The organism is Paraburkholderia sp. BGA-UO-ETr-F21, assembly GCF_059567925.1.
The window spans coordinates 41,233-55,859 of sequence record NZ_JCAQOY010000037.1; the positions used below are offsets into that span (position 1 = coordinate 41,233).

12 protein-coding genes are annotated in these 14,627 nt (G+C 61.8%); 4 read left to right on the forward strand and 8 right to left on the reverse strand.

The annotated features are described in order from the left end of the window. Positions 1–39 precede the first annotated feature (39 nt). Positions 40–1,356 (forward strand): dicarboxylate/amino acid:cation symporter, encoded by a 1,317-nt coding sequence (locus AC57B1_RS23840; RefSeq protein WP_496418883.1) that lies wholly within the window; start codon positions 40–42, stop codon positions 1,354–1,356. 715 nt (positions 1,357–2,071) lie between these two features. After that, positions 2,072–2,962 (forward strand): amino acid ABC transporter substrate-binding protein, encoded by an 891-nt coding sequence (locus AC57B1_RS23845; protein WP_496418884.1) that lies wholly within the window; start codon positions 2,072–2,074, stop codon positions 2,960–2,962. 177 nt (positions 2,963–3,139) lie between these two features. Here the strand turns inward: AC57B1_RS23845 and AC57B1_RS23850 are convergent, their stop codons facing one another. From AC57B1_RS23850 to AC57B1_RS23885, 8 genes are all read right to left on the reverse strand, one after another. Then, positions 3,140–4,063, reverse strand: a complete 924-nt coding sequence (locus AC57B1_RS23850; RefSeq protein ID WP_496418885.1) for a glutaminase — start codon at positions 4,061–4,063, stop codon at positions 3,140–3,142. A gap of 667 nt (positions 4,064–4,730) precedes the next feature. Then, positions 4,731–5,855, reverse strand: a complete 1,125-nt coding sequence (locus AC57B1_RS23855) for a porin (RefSeq protein ID WP_496418886.1) — start codon at positions 5,853–5,855, stop codon at positions 4,731–4,733. A gap of 119 nt (positions 5,856–5,974) precedes the next feature. Then, complete coding sequence (locus AC57B1_RS23860; protein WP_496418887.1) at positions 5,975–6,922, reverse strand: NAD(P)H-dependent flavin oxidoreductase; 948 nt, start codon at positions 6,920–6,922, stop codon at positions 5,975–5,977. A 121-nt stretch (positions 6,923–7,043) separates the two neighbouring features. After that, positions 7,044–8,384: an MFS transporter gene (locus AC57B1_RS23865; RefSeq protein ID WP_496418888.1), complete on the reverse strand. Its 1,341-nt coding sequence runs from the start codon at positions 8,382–8,384 to the stop codon at positions 7,044–7,046. 92 nt (positions 8,385–8,476) lie between these two features. Then, positions 8,477–10,132, reverse strand: a complete 1,656-nt coding sequence (locus AC57B1_RS23870; RefSeq protein ID WP_496418889.1) for an AMP-binding protein — start codon at positions 10,130–10,132, stop codon at positions 8,477–8,479. Beyond that, positions 10,125–10,913, reverse strand: a complete 789-nt coding sequence (locus tag AC57B1_RS23875) for an enoyl-CoA hydratase/isomerase family protein (protein ID WP_496418890.1) — start codon at positions 10,911–10,913, stop codon at positions 10,125–10,127. The genes AC57B1_RS23870 and AC57B1_RS23875 overlap by 8 nt, the downstream gene beginning before the upstream one ends. 32 nt (positions 10,914–10,945) lie before the next feature. After that, on the reverse strand, positions 10,946–12,145 hold the full coding sequence (locus AC57B1_RS23880) for a CaiB/BaiF CoA transferase family protein (RefSeq protein WP_496418891.1): 1,200 nt from the start codon (positions 12,143–12,145) through the stop codon (positions 10,946–10,948). Continuing rightward, complete coding sequence (locus AC57B1_RS23885; RefSeq protein WP_496418892.1) at positions 12,142–13,017, reverse strand: enoyl-CoA hydratase/isomerase family protein; 876 nt, start codon at positions 13,015–13,017, stop codon at positions 12,142–12,144. Before AC57B1_RS23885 ends, AC57B1_RS23880 begins: the two co-directional genes overlap by 4 nt. 231 nt (positions 13,018–13,248) lie before the next feature. Here AC57B1_RS23885 and AC57B1_RS23890 point away from each other — a divergent pair, with 231 nt between their 5' ends. Together AC57B1_RS23890 and AC57B1_RS23895 are read left to right on the forward strand one after the other, a co-directional pair. Continuing rightward, entirely contained in the window at positions 13,249–14,199 is a 951-nt protein-coding gene (locus AC57B1_RS23890; protein WP_496418893.1) for a hydroxymethylglutaryl-CoA lyase, read from the forward strand. Next, complete coding sequence (locus AC57B1_RS23895; protein ID WP_496418894.1) at positions 14,196–14,597, forward strand: PaaI family thioesterase; 402 nt, start codon at positions 14,196–14,198, stop codon at positions 14,595–14,597. The genes AC57B1_RS23890 and AC57B1_RS23895 overlap by 4 nt, the downstream gene beginning before the upstream one ends. The last annotated feature ends 30 nt before the right edge of the window (positions 14,598–14,627 follow it).

The following is a 14,627-nucleotide window of genomic DNA, read 5'->3' on the forward strand; positions in this document are numbered from 1 at the left end:
TCGTCAATGTCCTTCACCGCGGACAGATTGGAGTCACTCATGAAATTCCCTCTTACTGCGCGCATCCTTGCAGGGATGCTGCTCGGCATCGCAACGGGCGTCGCCTGTCACGCGTTGTTGCCGAGCGCCGACGCCGCTACTCAAGTCGGCGGCTATTTCTCGCTGTTCGCTGAACTGTTTTTGCGGCTTATCAAGATGATCATCGCGCCGCTGGTGTTCTGCACGCTCGTGATCGGCGTAACCAGGATCGGCGATGTTCACGCTGTCGGCCGCATCGGACTCAGAACGCTGGGCTGGTTTCTCGTCGCATCGTTCATCTCGCTCCTGTTTGGCGCGCTGATCGCCAACTGGCTTCACCCAGGTAGCGCGCTCGGCCTGCCTTTGCCAGCGGCGAACGCATCGTCCGGGTTGAATGCGAATGCATTGTCGCTGAAGGAATTTGTCGTGCATCTCGTGCCGAGCAGTATTGTCGGAGCGATGGCAAGCAACGAAGTCCTGCAGATCGTGGTATTCGCGGCTTTCTTCAGCATCGGACTCACGACGCTCGGCGAGAAGTCGCAACTCATTGTGCGCGTGCTCGATCAGGTTTCATACGTCATGTTGAAAGTGACGGGTTACGTGATGGCGCTCGCACCGTTTGCGGTGTTCGGCGCGATCGCGAATGTCGTGACGACCCGTGGCGTATCGGTCCTCATCACTTATGGCCGCTTCATGGGCGAGTTCTACGCAAGTCTGATCGCGCTATGGCTTCTGCTGATATTGGCGGGCGGCGCATTGCTCGGGCGCCGGGTGTTCGCGCTGGTGCGTTTCATGCGCGCGCCGATGCTGATCGGTTTCAGCACCGCGAGCAGCGAGTCCGTGTACCCGAAAACGCTAGAGCAACTTGAGCGTTTCGGGGTTCCGAAACGGATCGCGAGCTTCGTGTTACCCATCGGCTATTCGTTTAATCTGGATGGCACCATGATGTACTGCACGTTCGCAACGCTCTTCATCGCGCAGGCCTATGGCATTCATCTGTCATTCATACAACAGGTCTCGATGCTCGCGATTCTTATGCTGACGAGCAAAGGCATGGCCGCGGTGCCGCGTGCGTCACTGGTCGTGATCGCTGCGACGCTGGGCCAGTTGAATATCCCCGAGGGCGGGCTGTTACTGATCATGGGCGTCGATCATTTTCTCGACATGGGACGCACGGCGACCAACGTGCTAGGCAATGCTGTCGCTTCGGCGGCGGTCGCGAAATGGGAAGGCGTCCTTGCGCCGTCGTCGACCGAAGGTATTCGGGTTGGCGATGCCAGCAGCCACCACGGCGACGGATTCCGTTCGGAAGATGAAGCGGCCGTCGCGAAAGCGTGACATGAAAATCGCGCTGCGAGGATTCCGGGAAATTGAGGCCTGTCTCTCAAACAGGGCGATGTAATCCATATCGCAGACTAGAGACGCAAGTGTCATGAAAGTACGGCGGAAAACCGGCAAGTGAGCCGCACCTTCGAGGTGGCCCCTATCGCACAGGCATGGTCCGAATGCGATCGCGATGCTTCCATCGGTAAACGGCCGCTCGCCAGCTGAGAGCGGTCGCTCGAATGCGACGCACGACGGCCCGGTTCGGGTCGGTCCATGCCTTTCGCATATCTGCTGCGATCAGCGATCAGCGATCTGCGGGGCTCGCGTCGGCCCGGGTTAGGCCATGAAGCGTCATTCGCCTAGCGCATGGCTCGGCCGTTCAGACGTCGGTTCTGCTCAGCCTCCGGTCGTTGGCGACGAAGCTGAACGCTACGTCATCGGTCGTTTGCGGTCGTCCGAACGATTCCATGCCCCCGGTTGGCGCAGTTCTGCGCTCCGAAGCCACGATCGATGGGCCAAGTCCTGATTGCGAGGTGAGCGTCAACAGAGCGAAGCCGTTGATCTGAATCAATCAGACGCGGTCGATTCGACCCTATGGTGGTTTACGGGCCGAATTGATAGGTGCTAGATGGGATGTGGGCAACGTTTGGCCCGACTACCGCGCCGCGACGACTCGTAAAAGTAAGAACGCATCGCTGAGCGCGTATATCTCGACCAGGGAGGCATCATGATCCATCGTTCGCTTGCGGCGCTCGCCGCATTGTTTGTCGGCCATGCCGCGGCGACGGCTGCTCATGCGCAGACGTTGGACAAGATTGCCAGAACCAATCAGATCGTAGTTTCGTATCGAGAATCTGCGGTGCCCTTCAGTTATCTCCTGACGCCGCACAAGGCGGTTGGTTTTTCGGTGGAAGTGACCGAAGCAATTGTCGATGACGTCCGGAAGGTACTTCGAAGACCTGACCTACGTACCGTCTACATGCCTGTTACCGGGCAAAACCGAATTCCGCTGCTCGTCAATGGCACCGTTGACCTGGAGTGCGGATCGACGACAAATACATCGGCGCGTGGCAAGGAAGTCACGTTTTCGACCAACTATTTCTACGCCGGTACGCGCCTAATGGCCAAACGTGAATCACGCATCGGCGATTACGCCGATCTCGCACACAAGGTCGTCGCGACCGTCGGCGGCAGCACCAATGAAAAGGCCCTACGTCGACAACTCGACGCGCTGCATGTCGATGCAAACGTGGTACTGACAAAGGATTATGCCGAAGCTCTGAAGGAGGTTGCGGACAACAAGGCGGCGGCGCTTGCACTTGACGACGTTCTGCTTTACGGGCTACGTGCGAACGCTAGCGACCCGGATACGTGGGAAGTCGTCGGCGAAGCGCTGCAGATCGAGCCGTACGCGTGTATGGTGCGAAAGGATGACCCGGCGTTCAAGCGGCTCGTCGACGGCACGCTGACCCGGCTGATCAAAAACGGCGAGTTCGCGCGCCTGTACGCAAAGTGGTTCGAATCGCCGATTCCACCGCGCGGAGCAAACCTCAAAATGCCGATGAGCGCGGCGCTGAAGGGAAACCTGATCGCGCGCAGCGATCGCCCCACACAATGACAGGTCTCGCGCGTGTTCAACTCGCGCTGGACGGTTGCTAATGACCGCAAAGAGGGCCGCGAGCCGGCAGTGATCTTCCGCTAGCCCGAACGGCTGATGTGGGGCGGTCCCAGCCTTTCACGTAGCACTCGCTCAGCGTGAGTCGACGCTTGCCGAATGACCCGGACTCCGGTGTTCTCAAAAAATCGACCGCCCGGTAAGCGTGGTCAGCCGTTCAAGCGCTTGAACGCCCGCAAGTGAGTTGCCGTTCGCGTCGAGTCCGGGCGACCAGACGCAAACGGCCATTTCCCCCGGCAGCACCGCGACGATGCCGCCGCCCACGCCGCTTTTCGCTGGCAAGCCGACGCGATACACGAAGTCACCGGCCGCGTCGTACGTGCCGCATGTCAGCATAAGAGCGGACAGACGTTTGGCCGAACTCGCGTCGAGGATACGTTCGCCAGAGATCGGCGCGACGCCGCCGTTGGCGAGAAAGAGCATGGCCTTCGCCAGTTCGACGCAGTTCATCGATATCGCGCATTGACGGCAATACGCATCGACGACAGCCTCGGGCGGCATCTCCAGGTTGCCGAAGCTCGCCATGAAATGGGCCATCGCGCGATTGCGGTGTGCGTGCTGCAATTCGGACTGAGCCACGCGCATGTCATAGTCGATGGTCGATTCACCCGTCAACCGCCGCATGAATTCGACGAGCGCTGTCTCCGCGTTGACGAAGCGGCGGCACAGCACATCGGTGACGACCAGTGCGCCTGCGTTGATGAACGGATTGCGCGGCTTGCCCCTCTCGGCTTCGAGTTGCACGAGCGAATTGAAGGCCGTACCCGACGGCTCACGGCCCACGCGCTGCCACAACGCATCGCCCAGCAGCCTGAATGCCATCGTGCACGCGAATAGCTTGGAGATGCTCTGAATTGAAAAGCGCGTATCGGCTTGTCCCACGCGATACACGTCCCCCGAGGTCGTGACAACGGCCATGCCGAAGCTGTTGGCGGGCACATTCGCGAGTTCGGGAATGTAGTCCGCGGCGCGGCCCGCGGTGCGCCACGGTTCGATGTCGCGATGGATCTGTTCGAGGATCGCTTGATAGTTCTGGTCGGACATTGGTGGCTGCATCCAGGAGCCCTTGAGCATGGGTCGCGATGATACCGCAGCCAGGCAGTGTTAGGTGCCTCGCCCACAGTGTCGAGCACTGGGTCGGTCTCCGCCTTTCGCATCGCCCGTTGCGATCGGTGATCGATCTCGGTTCGCATCGGACCCGGTCCGGCCATTAAGAGACGGTCATCCGGCGCGTCGCTCGAACATTCAGATGGCGGCTCCCCGTCAGCAAACGGCCATTCGACCGCCGACCTCAACGCTCTCGGGCCTTAAAGCGTCCCCCGTAGGTCCCGGCGCCGCAATATTTGCGATGTGCGCGTTTAGCTTCGCTCGCGCAGAGACCTGAATCAGGTCTACCCGGTGTTGGTATTCTCGGTGAGCGCATCTGTCCTCGCAATGCAACGGGAAAACTATCAGATCTGCATTTCGAGCATTGCCGACATCAATGTTGCCGTCAATAAAATCGTGCTTCGCGGGCCCGAAAACACCCAACGTCTCTAGCGTCCGCTAGATGCCGTCATGACCTCGGGACTCGAACCCGGAGAGCAGCTGATTGCTCCCAGAAAAGCGTCGCTCATGCCTCGCAGCCCTATGCGGGACTCGACTGTTCCGCGAGCGTTTATTGACTGCCAACGCTCGCGACCCCGCCTGGACTGTAGCTTTTTGCGGGTGCTCAAAAGCGGTGACGAAGCCCTGCCGTCACGGACGTACTATTATCGTGGCCAGCGAATGGACCGTTAAACGTGGCGCTCACCTTGCTGTACGCACCGGCAAGATAGACGTCCGTTCTCTTCGAGAGAGAGTAGTCGCCAGTCAGGAATGCGGAGAGCTTATTGCCGCTTTCGCCGTTCGCGTTGACATGCCGGCCAAGATCGTAGATCGCTGCCGCCTTGATCTGAACTGCCGGCGTCGCCTGCCATGTCGTACCGAACTGGAAGACATTATCGGTGCGCGGCTCGCTGCTCGATCCGACATTGGTGTTGCCGGGATTCGTGTAGAGTTGGGTGTAAGTGCCGTAGGTGGGCGAGAAGTCCTGCCCGGCGGTCGGCGTGAAAGCGCCGTCGCGACGAGTGTAAAGATAATAGCCGTACCAAATGAGCGGCCCGGTCACCAATCCTGCGCCCGCACCGAGATTCGACTGCTTGTTGCCAGCAAAATCCTTCGCTTGCTGCGCGGTCAGTCCACCGGAGAACACGCTTCCTTGATAGTTGACACCAGCTGCATACGTCGATCCATGTGACACACTACCTGCCTGGCCGCCGAAAGAGTACGCGGCGCTAAACTTCCACTGGCCGATGTTGAGCACGTACTTTGCGGTGTTATCGAGCCGCGAGCCCGCGAGCAGCTGAACCCATACGTCACTTGCCGCTGAATTGCCCCAACCGATGGTATCGAAGGGCAGCAGCGTGTCGAACGGGACGCTGTATTGCCGGCCGAATGTCAACTGCCCGAAATTCCCCTTGAGGCCCATGAAAGCCTGCCGTCCGAATTCCCTGTTGCCTTGCAACGACACGCCGGTCGTCGGATTGAAGCCCGCCTCGATGCGAAAGATCGCGGACGTTCCGCCGCCCAGGTCTTCTGACCCGAGCAGGCCCCAGCGAGACCCATTGAAAAAACCCGGCCCGAGCGCCACGGAACTGCCGCTGGAGGTGGCACGTCCGTTGGCTGCCGTGGATCCAACCTGATTCGTCTGCCACGATAACGCCGTATCGATCAAACCGTACAGTGTGACGCTGCTTTGCGCGTGGGCTGCGCACGTGAAGGCGAGTGTAACTGCCAACGCACATGTGTTCTTCATTTATTAAATTCTCCTTTATATAATTAGGCATACGAAATGAATGTCGTATAGCGATTCCAACGACGCGGACGCCCCCAACTAATCGAAGTCGGAGCGGCGCTGAGCAGCTCCTGCGTGAATCAGCCGATGAGCCGCCCCACGGCCTCCCGATACTCGGCGACGAGGCGCGCCACGACTTCAGCGGCGCCAGGCAGATCTTTGATCAGACCGGCTGATTGGCCTAGCTCCACCTTGCCGCGTTCAATATCACCATCGAGCGCCGCCTGCCTGAGCGTGCTGCTCTTGAAAAGTGCATCGTAGGCCTCGTCATCAGCTTCGTGCTCGTCGGCGTGCAGTACGTCGTCTGCGAAGCGGTTTTTCGTCATGCGCACGGGGAGGTTTCGCACGCCGACAAGCACGGTGCCGTCGATCTCAGTGTCGAGCACGGCGTGTTTGTAGTTCTCGTGAACGCCCGACTCACGTGTCGCGATGAAGCGCGTGCCAAGCTGCACCGCATCCGCGCCGAGCGCGAGCAGCGCGGCGACGCCATAGCCGTCGGCGACACCGCCGCCCGCCACGATCGGCACGGAAAACTCCAGTACGGCACGCCGCACGGCAATCAGCGTACTCACGCCGTTTGCCGGCGGATGGCCGCCCGCTTCTGCGCCCACGACGACGAGCGCATCGACGCCCGCGGCTGCTGCCTTGCGCGCGTGCTCAAGCGTCGAAACCACGTGAATCCAATGCGTGCCGATTCGCCGAAACCGTTCGAGATGCGCCTTCGGACCGCCTTGCGACGCAAACACGACCGGCACGCGCTCCTCTTCGATCACGTCCAGGAAGAGCTCGGCCTGCGGACGATAAAGTGGCAGATTGACGCCGAATACCCCGCCGTTCGTGGCAGCCTTTACTTCACGTACGGCGTCGCGAAACGCGTCAAGATACATCGGGCCCGCAGCGATCACGCCGAGTCCGCCCGCGTTGCTCACCGCGGCCGGCAGCGCCGCGTTTGACGATGCCCAGCTCATCCCCGCCTGGATGATCGGATAGCGGATGTTTAGCATCCGGGTGAGTCGGGTCTGGATCATGGTTGGTTCCTTTGTCTCGGAGCGCCCCTATGAGGGCGGGATACGCGCACCGAATCGCTATTTCGATGCGCTGAAAAAATTCGGTGAGTTGCGTGGTTCAAAAGTGGTTGGGGCACGATCACTACACCTTGCCGTTCGCAAGCAGTCGAGCCGGAATCCCGATCAGCAGCACAATGCCGCCCACGAGAACCACGCTACCCGCGATCTGAATCCCGAGCGTCAGACTGCTGGACACGGACTTGATGTAGCCGATCATGCTTGGCCCTACGAGACCGCCGAGCGAGCCGATGCTGCTCACGAGCGCGATGCCCGCCGCCGCACTGCTGGAAGAGAGATAGCTCGACGGGATTGTCCAGAACACCGACAGGCTCGACAGATGGCCCGCCGTCGCCACTGCGAGCAGTGCGACTGAGAGGGTGAGGTCGCCGCGCACGAAGGGCAGTGCGATCAGGCTGAACGCGGCGAGCATCAGGGGGACAGCCGCATGCCAACGCCGCTCGCGTACTTGGTCCGAATGGCGGCTCACAAGGATCATCGCGACAATGCCGGCGATGGCGGGAATCGCGGCGAACAGGCCGACGAAGAGCGAATCTTGGACGCCACTGGCCTGTATGACCATCGGCGCGAAGAAGGCGATGGTGCTCGCGAGCACATACGCGCAGAACGACACCAGCCCCGCGATATATACGCGCCAGTCACCCAACGCGGAGAGCATGCCGCCGTGACCCTGTCCGTGCCCGGCACGCTCGCGGCGCTCGGCCGCGAGAAGGGCGACGAGGTTCGCTTTTTCGGCAACCGTTAGCCACGCTGCATCTTCAGGCCGGTCTTCTAGCCGGAAATAGACGACGATGCCAAGCACAATCGCGGGGAGGCCTTCTAGCAGGAACATCCACTGCCAGCCAGCGAGGCCGTGGGCCATGTGAAAGCTGTGCATGATCCAGCCGGACAGCGGCGCGCCAATCATCGTCGCGACCGGAATGGATATGAACGACAGCGCGGTCACCCGTGCGCGACGCTCGGCCGGAAACCAGAAGCTGAGATAAAGGATGATTCCGGGGAAGAAGCCCGCTTCGGCCACGCCCAGCAGCATGCGCGCAATGTAGAACTCAGTGGGTGTGCGCACGAACATCGTCGCGCTTGATACTGCGCCCCACGTCACCATGATGCGCAGCAGTGTCTTGCGCGCGCCGAGTTTCGCGAGCAGGAGGTTGCTCGGCACTTCAAACACCAGAAAGCCGACAAAGAACAGTCCCGCGCCGATGCCATAGACGAGATCGCTGAAATGCAGGTCTGTCTTGAACTGGATCTGCGCGATGCCGATGTTCACCCGGTCGATGTAGTTGATGATGTAGCACAAGAAGATCAGCGGCAGAATGCGGCGGCTGATGGTGCGGTAAGTCGATTCAGTGACGGTAGCGTCGGGGCACACATCCCCAACGGCGTCCGATACGTACGTCGTCATGTCTCCTCCTGGTGAACGCGTCTCACGCAGTGCAATGCTGCGTGAGAGTATTAAGCGTCCGCACTTCGATGAAAGGCTATTCCCTGTGATGCTTAAGCAAGCCCGAATTCGCGGATGGCATACTCGCGCAGTTTATTTTTCTGGACCTTCGAGCTTCCGGTCATGCCGATGTCGTCAAACGAATGGACGATCTGCAGATAACGTGGCACCTTGAAGTTGGCGCAGCGGCTCTTGCACCACGCGACAAGTTCCTCGCTCGTCGCCTTGGTTCCCGGGCGCAGGACGACGAACGCCGCCGCGACTTCGCCGAGCCGCGCATCCGGCACGCCGACCACTTGCGCGAGTTGTACCGCGGGATGTGAAAACAGCGTCTCCTCGACTTCGGCGGGCGCGACATTCTCGCCGCCGACACGGAACACGTCCTTCAGGCGTCCGAGCATGCGCAGGCGGCCATCGGCATCGATCACGCCGAGGTCGCCCGTGCGGAGCCAGCCGTCGTCGCTGAACGCTTTTGCCGTTTCCAGTGGTTTGTTGTAGTACCCCTTCATCACGCTCCAGCCGCGCACCTGGATTTCACCGGGCGCGTTTGTGGGCTGTACTTCGCCCGTTTCCGGCGATACCGTGCGGATCTCGATGCCCGGATGCGGCGCGGCCCAGCCCGCGACGCGCATCTCGAGCGGATCTCGCCAGTCGTTAAGCACCACGTTCGGCGACGCCTCCGATTGGCCGTATGCGCCGACCATGTACTTCACGCCCATCACATCGTGAATCTTCTGCATGATCTCCGGACCCGCCGCGGCCCAGCCACCACGCAAGTGGATCCGCTCGCGCCTGAAGTCAGGATGGCTCATCATCATCAGGAAGATCGTGTCGTTTCCGGATGTGAGAGTGCAGCGCTCCTCGTCGAGAATGGTGAGCACGGTAGCGACGTCGAATGACGGCACCGACAGCAGGCACGCGCCGGTCACGAGCGCGACGAGCAGCGACATGGTCGTGCCCGCGACATGAAAGAACGGCCGCACGCTGAAATAACGGTCGTCCGCCCGCACGCCGATGCGCTGCGCTGACGCCGCCGCGTTCAGCAGCATGTTGCGGTGGCGCAGCAGGACGCCCTTCGGAAACGAGGTCGTGCCCGAGGTGTACTGGATCAGCAGTATGTCTTCGGGCGTGACACGCTGCGCGCGCGCAGCAGCTTCGACGCGGTCTTCGGGCGTGTCGGGCAGGGCGTCGAAACGTTCGACGCCTGCGGGAATCGCACGCTCCGTCTCACCGACGAGCACCGCGCGACGTAGAAGCGGCAGCACTTCACCAGGCAGCGTTACATCGAACGCGGGCTCGACGGCGCGCAGTAACTGCGTGTAATCGATACTCAGGAACGTGTCGACATAGAACAGTACGCGCACGTCGCCTTGCTTCAGACAATAGTTCAGCTCGTCGAGCTTGAAGCGGGTGTTGACGGGAACCGTGACCGCGCCGATGGAAGCCGCCGCATAGAACAGGACAACCCAGTCGACGGAATTGCCCATCAGGATGCCGACATGCTCGCCGTGTTCGACGCCTGCCGCGATCATGCGTGCGGCGGCGCTTTGCACGCGCTCGTACAGAGTGCGGTAGTCGATCCGGACACCGTCGATGACAAGTGCTTCCGCGTCCGGCGTGGTCGCCGCGCGCGCGGCGAGGGTCGAGGGCAGAGTCACCTGCCCGGTGAGGCCGAAGCGTTCGGCATAGTTAGCGTAGGTGTCATGCATGGCGGGTTTCCTTGTCCTGTTCGGCGCTATCGTTGCTCTGGCCGAATGTCGAAATCGACTGGTTCCAGTCCGAGTCTTGCAGCAACGTGTCGATCGCGAGCATCTCGATTGCGAGGGCGCCCGCCGGATCGGTTTCGACACCGCGATCGATGCAATCGCGCGTAAGTCGCATAGCGAGCGCCGGCGCCGCCGCGACGTCGCGCGCCATCTCGCGCACGATGCTCACCGCTTCGCTGGCGGGCACGATGCGCGACACGAGCCCCGCCTGTTGCGCTTCCTTTACGGACAGTGTGCGGCCGGTGTAGGCCATATCCTTCGCAAGCCGCTTGCCGACGATCCGCGGCAGGCGCTGCGTCGCGCCGACCGTGCCCCACAACGCCTCAGGTGTGCGAAAGCTTGCATTGTCCGTGGCGATGATGAAATCGCACGCCATCGCGATCTCCCCACCCGAGCCGACCGCCGCGCCCTCGACCAGCGCGATACACGGCTTGCCGATCTTCTCGACGGCGTCGTAGGCGGCGAACGCTTTGAGGCGCCGCGCGCGCACGTCGTCGATCGTCATGCCCTTGCGTTCTTTCAGATCGGCGCCCGCGCAGAAAACCGGGCCGTTCGCGCGCACGATCACACAATGAATCGCATCGTCGGCGCGCAGTGCGACGGCGGCGGCACGCAACTCGTCGCACATCGCCGCGTTGAGCGCGTTGCGCTGCTCGGGTCGGTTCAGGACGATCTCGGCCACGCCTTCATGGCGCTCGACGATCAGTGTTTCGATGACTGTCATGATGTTCCTTTCCAGTATTTGTTTGCCGTGCATCAGATTGCGCCGTCACGGCGCAGCGCGGCGACGTGCGCAGCGTCATAGCCGAGCCGCTCGCGCAGAACCTGCTCCGTGTGCTCGCCAAGCAGCGGCGGACGCACGACTTGCGGGTCGGCGAAACCATCGAACTTGAATGGCAGCGGCAGCGCGCCGAACGTGCCTATGGTCGGATGCGCGAACTCACTCACCATGCCGCGCGCCTTCACGTGCGGATCGGCGAGCACTTCGGCTACGTCGTTGATCGGACCGGCCGGTACACCCACGGCGTCGCAGGCTTCGCACAACCCGGCGCGCGTCCAGCCGGATATGGCCTCGGTGAGCGCGCTCATCACGCGCTCGCGATGCTCAACGCGCCCTGCGTTGGTCGCGAGTTGCGGATCGGCGGCGAGCGTAGCGAGCTTCAGCACTTTGCAGAGCGGCGCCCAGTGCTGGTCGCTGCAGGTGATGTGCACGAACGCACCATCACTGCACGCAAAGGTGGCGGACGGGACACGCCCCGGATGCTCGGTGCCGAGTCGTGGGGGCACTTCGCCGAGCGCGAAATATCGGCCCGCCGCGAGCGTGAGCAGGCTCACCTGACCGTCGAGCATCGAGAAATCGATGTGACAACCCTTGCCGGTCAGCGCGCGGCCGTTCAACGCCGACAGCAGCCCGATGGCGATCCACAAGCCCGAGGTCAGGTCGGCGATCGGCAAGCCCGGCTTCACCGGTCCGCCGCCGCGCTCGCCCGTCAGACTCATCAGGCCGCCCATCGCCTGGAAGACGGTGTCGTAGCCCTTGCGCCTCGCATACGGGCCGGTCTGCCCGAAGCCCGTGCATGACACATAGATGAGCCGATCGTTCTGCGCGCGCAGCGGGGTGTGATCCAGGCCGTAGCGCTCCAGCGTGCCCACCGGAAAATTTTCGATGAGGACGTCCGCGCCTGCGGCCAACTCGCGCACGATACGCCGCCCGGCGTCGGTCTTGAGATTGGCCGTGACCGACTGTTTTCCGCGATTGCACGCGAAGTAGTACGCGGATTCGTCGCCCACCTGGGGCTCGAAAGTGCGTGTCTCGTCGCCCGTGCCGGGTTGCTCGATCTTGATCACGGTCGCCCCCAGCTCGGCGAGGATCATGTCCGCGAACGGGCACGCAAGCACACGCGCGAGCTCGATCACGGTGACGTTGGACAGGGGTTTGATCAGCGTGGAGTTCATTTGTCGTTTGCCCGGTCTTGACGGAAGCTGCGCATCATCATGTTCGTGTCTAGCGATGCATCCAGCGCCTGTTGCAAAGGGAGATCCGCCACGCGATGGAACAGCCGCTTGGTTGCGGCCATCGCGGGCGCGTCGCACGCGGCAAGACGCCCGGCGATGCCGACGGCGGTCTCAACCAGCGTTTCATCGGCAACGACACAGTTCGCGAGACCGAGAGACAGTGCGCGTGATGCGTCGACTGCCTCGCCTAGCGAAACGAGTTCAAACGCGGTCTTGCGCCCGACCTGGCGCACGAGATTCGCCATCACGATCGCCGCCACAATGCCGTGTTTCAGCTCAGGGTAGCCGAGCATCAGGCTTTCACCCGCCACCAGCATGTCGCATGCAAGCGCCAGCCCTGCTCCGCCGCCCATTGCATAGCCGTGCACTGCGCCTATCACCGGCTTGCCGATCTGCGAGAAAACTCGGTGAAGATTGGTGGTCAGATGAGCGCGGTCAAGCGCGGCTTGCGCGGCGCCGCTGGAATCGCCCGCATTAACGAAGCCGCCGAACTCTTTGGTGTCGGCGCCCGCACAGAAAGCCTTGCCCGCGCCTGCCAGCACGATGGCCCTCACCGAAGGGTCGCGGTCGGCCGCTTGCAGCGCGTCGAGGAGCGCGCGCGTGAGTTCGTTGTTGAGCGCGTTGCGCTTCTCGGGTCGGTTCATCGTCAGCACGCGCACGGCGGCTCGGTCTTCGATGAGGAGGCAGTCAGTTGAGGTCATGGGTCGTCGGTTCGGAGCTTGGACTGGGAATGCCGCATGGGCGGCGCTTGAACAAAGATTAGGACCGATGCGTGATAAAGTCAAATAAAAATGCGTGATTTCGGCAAGCAAATGTTTGCGTTTCGATCAGTGTTAACCCGTTGTATGGCGAAAATGTGAATGCGCTTAAGTGCGCTGGTATTCCGCTGTAACCCTTTTCTGTCAAAGAACCTGCGTCGTTTTTTGGCATCGACTGGCGAACCGGTTGAGCGTCCTGCCTCATCTGAATGTAGTTGACAATGAATCATATAGATGGTTTTATGGTCCCAACAGTCAACACATTTCGACGGAACCGAACGAACCATGTCAGACCTGACCCTTTGTGAATGCTTCGCCCGCGACGGGCTCCAGCACGAAACCGATTTCATCCCGACGGCGCAAAAAGTCGCGCTGATCGACCGCTTCGCACGGGCAGGTTTCGCACGAGTGGAAGCCACGTCATATTCCAATCCGCAAGTCGTGCCGCAGTTCGCGGATGCGAGCGACGTGCTCAGGGCACTGCCGCGCATCGACGGCGTGTACTACAAGGCCACATGCGCGAACCTGCGCGCGGTCGAACGCGCGCTCGAGGACCTGAAAGCGGGAAATGGAGCGAACGAAATCAGTCTGCTCGTCTCAGCCAGCGAAGCGCATTCGCTGCGCAATCTGAAGCAATCGCGCGCGGACCAATGGAAGCGAATCGAGGCGATGGCCGCCGCGGCGCAAGGCCGCTTTCGGCTGATCGGCACCATTTCCGTAGCGTTCGGCTGCCCGTTCGAAGGCGTGATCGATGAAGCGAGCGTGCTCGCCGATGTCGAACGCTTCGCTTCGCTCGGCGTGCGCCATGTCACGCTCGGCGACACCATCGGAGTCGCCACGCAGGCTGGTACGCAGCGCCTGTTCGGCGCGATGCTGCGAGCGTTTCCCGATGTCGAGGCCATCGCGCATTTCCACGACACCCGCGGCACCGGCATCGTCAATTATCTTGCCGCGCTCGAAGCGGGCGTGCGTGACTTCGATGTCGCGTTCGGCGGCGTGGGCGGACATCCGGCAAAGGTGAAGTACGGCGGCGGCGTGACTGGCAACGTGTGCACCGAGGACTTCGTGAACGTGCTCGAGACGATGGGGGTGGCGACCGGCATCGATCTTGCCGCGATGATGGACGCATCGCTTGTCTGCGAATCCACGCTCGGCCGTACACTCGCGAGCCGCGTCGCGCGGACTGGCCTGAACCCCATGCTCGCGCGTGCATCGACGCAGACGAGGGTGGCATGAATACGCAGGTGGCACGGCCGCTCAGGATCGAATCGAGTTTCTGCATTGAGCAGGGCTTCGAGCTCGTCGACTATGGCGACGGCTGGACGATCCTCGCCTGCGACGTGGAACCGCGCCACGCCAACCGACACGGCAACGCTCACGGCGGCTTTCTCGCCGCGCTGCTCGACACGTCAATGGGACTTGCCGCACGTACCAGCGGCCGCGTCGAGAATCTTGGCACCGCAAGTCTCACGGTGAATTACCTGAAACCGGCATCCGGGCGCATTACCGCGCACGCGCACTTGCGTCGCTGCGGCCGCACGCTGGCGTTTTGCGAGGCCGAAGTCCGCAACGAAATCAATGAAGTAGTGGCAACCGCGAGCGCGGTGTTCGCTGTCGCGCCTGTCGACCACTGATGACACCCCGCATATTGAACCAGGAGACGC

Excerpts from the sequence above, each read along its gene's own strand:
- AC57B1_RS23840 (WP_496418883.1), top strand. The coding sequence starts at position 40 with ATGAAATTCCCTCTTACTGCGCGCATCCTTGCAGGGATGCTGCTCGGC.
- AC57B1_RS23845 (WP_496418884.1), top strand. The coding sequence starts at position 2,072 with ATGATCCATCGTTCGCTTGCGGCGCTCGCCGCATTGTTTGTCGGCCAT.
- AC57B1_RS23850 (WP_496418885.1), bottom strand. The coding sequence starts at position 4,063 with ATGTCCGACCAGAACTATCAAGCGATCCTCGAACAGATCCATCGCGAC.
- AC57B1_RS23855 (WP_496418886.1), bottom strand. The coding sequence starts at position 5,855 with ATGAAGAACACATGTGCGTTGGCAGTTACACTCGCCTTCACGTGCGCA.
- AC57B1_RS23860 (WP_496418887.1), bottom strand. The coding sequence starts at position 6,922 with ATGATCCAGACCCGACTCACCCGGATGCTAAACATCCGCTATCCGATC.
- AC57B1_RS23865 (WP_496418888.1), bottom strand. The coding sequence starts at position 8,384 with ATGACGACGTACGTATCGGACGCCGTTGGGGATGTGTGCCCCGACGCT.
- AC57B1_RS23870 (WP_496418889.1), bottom strand. The coding sequence starts at position 10,132 with ATGCATGACACCTACGCTAACTATGCCGAACGCTTCGGCCTCACCGGG.
- AC57B1_RS23875 (WP_496418890.1), bottom strand. The coding sequence starts at position 10,913 with ATGACAGTCATCGAAACACTGATCGTCGAGCGCCATGAAGGCGTGGCC.
- AC57B1_RS23880 (WP_496418891.1), bottom strand. The coding sequence starts at position 12,145 with ATGAACTCCACGCTGATCAAACCCCTGTCCAACGTCACCGTGATCGAG.
- AC57B1_RS23890 (WP_496418893.1), top strand. The coding sequence starts at position 13,249 with ATGTCAGACCTGACCCTTTGTGAATGCTTCGCCCGCGACGGGCTCCAG.
- AC57B1_RS23895 (WP_496418894.1), top strand. The coding sequence starts at position 14,196 with ATGAATACGCAGGTGGCACGGCCGCTCAGGATCGAATCGAGTTTCTGC.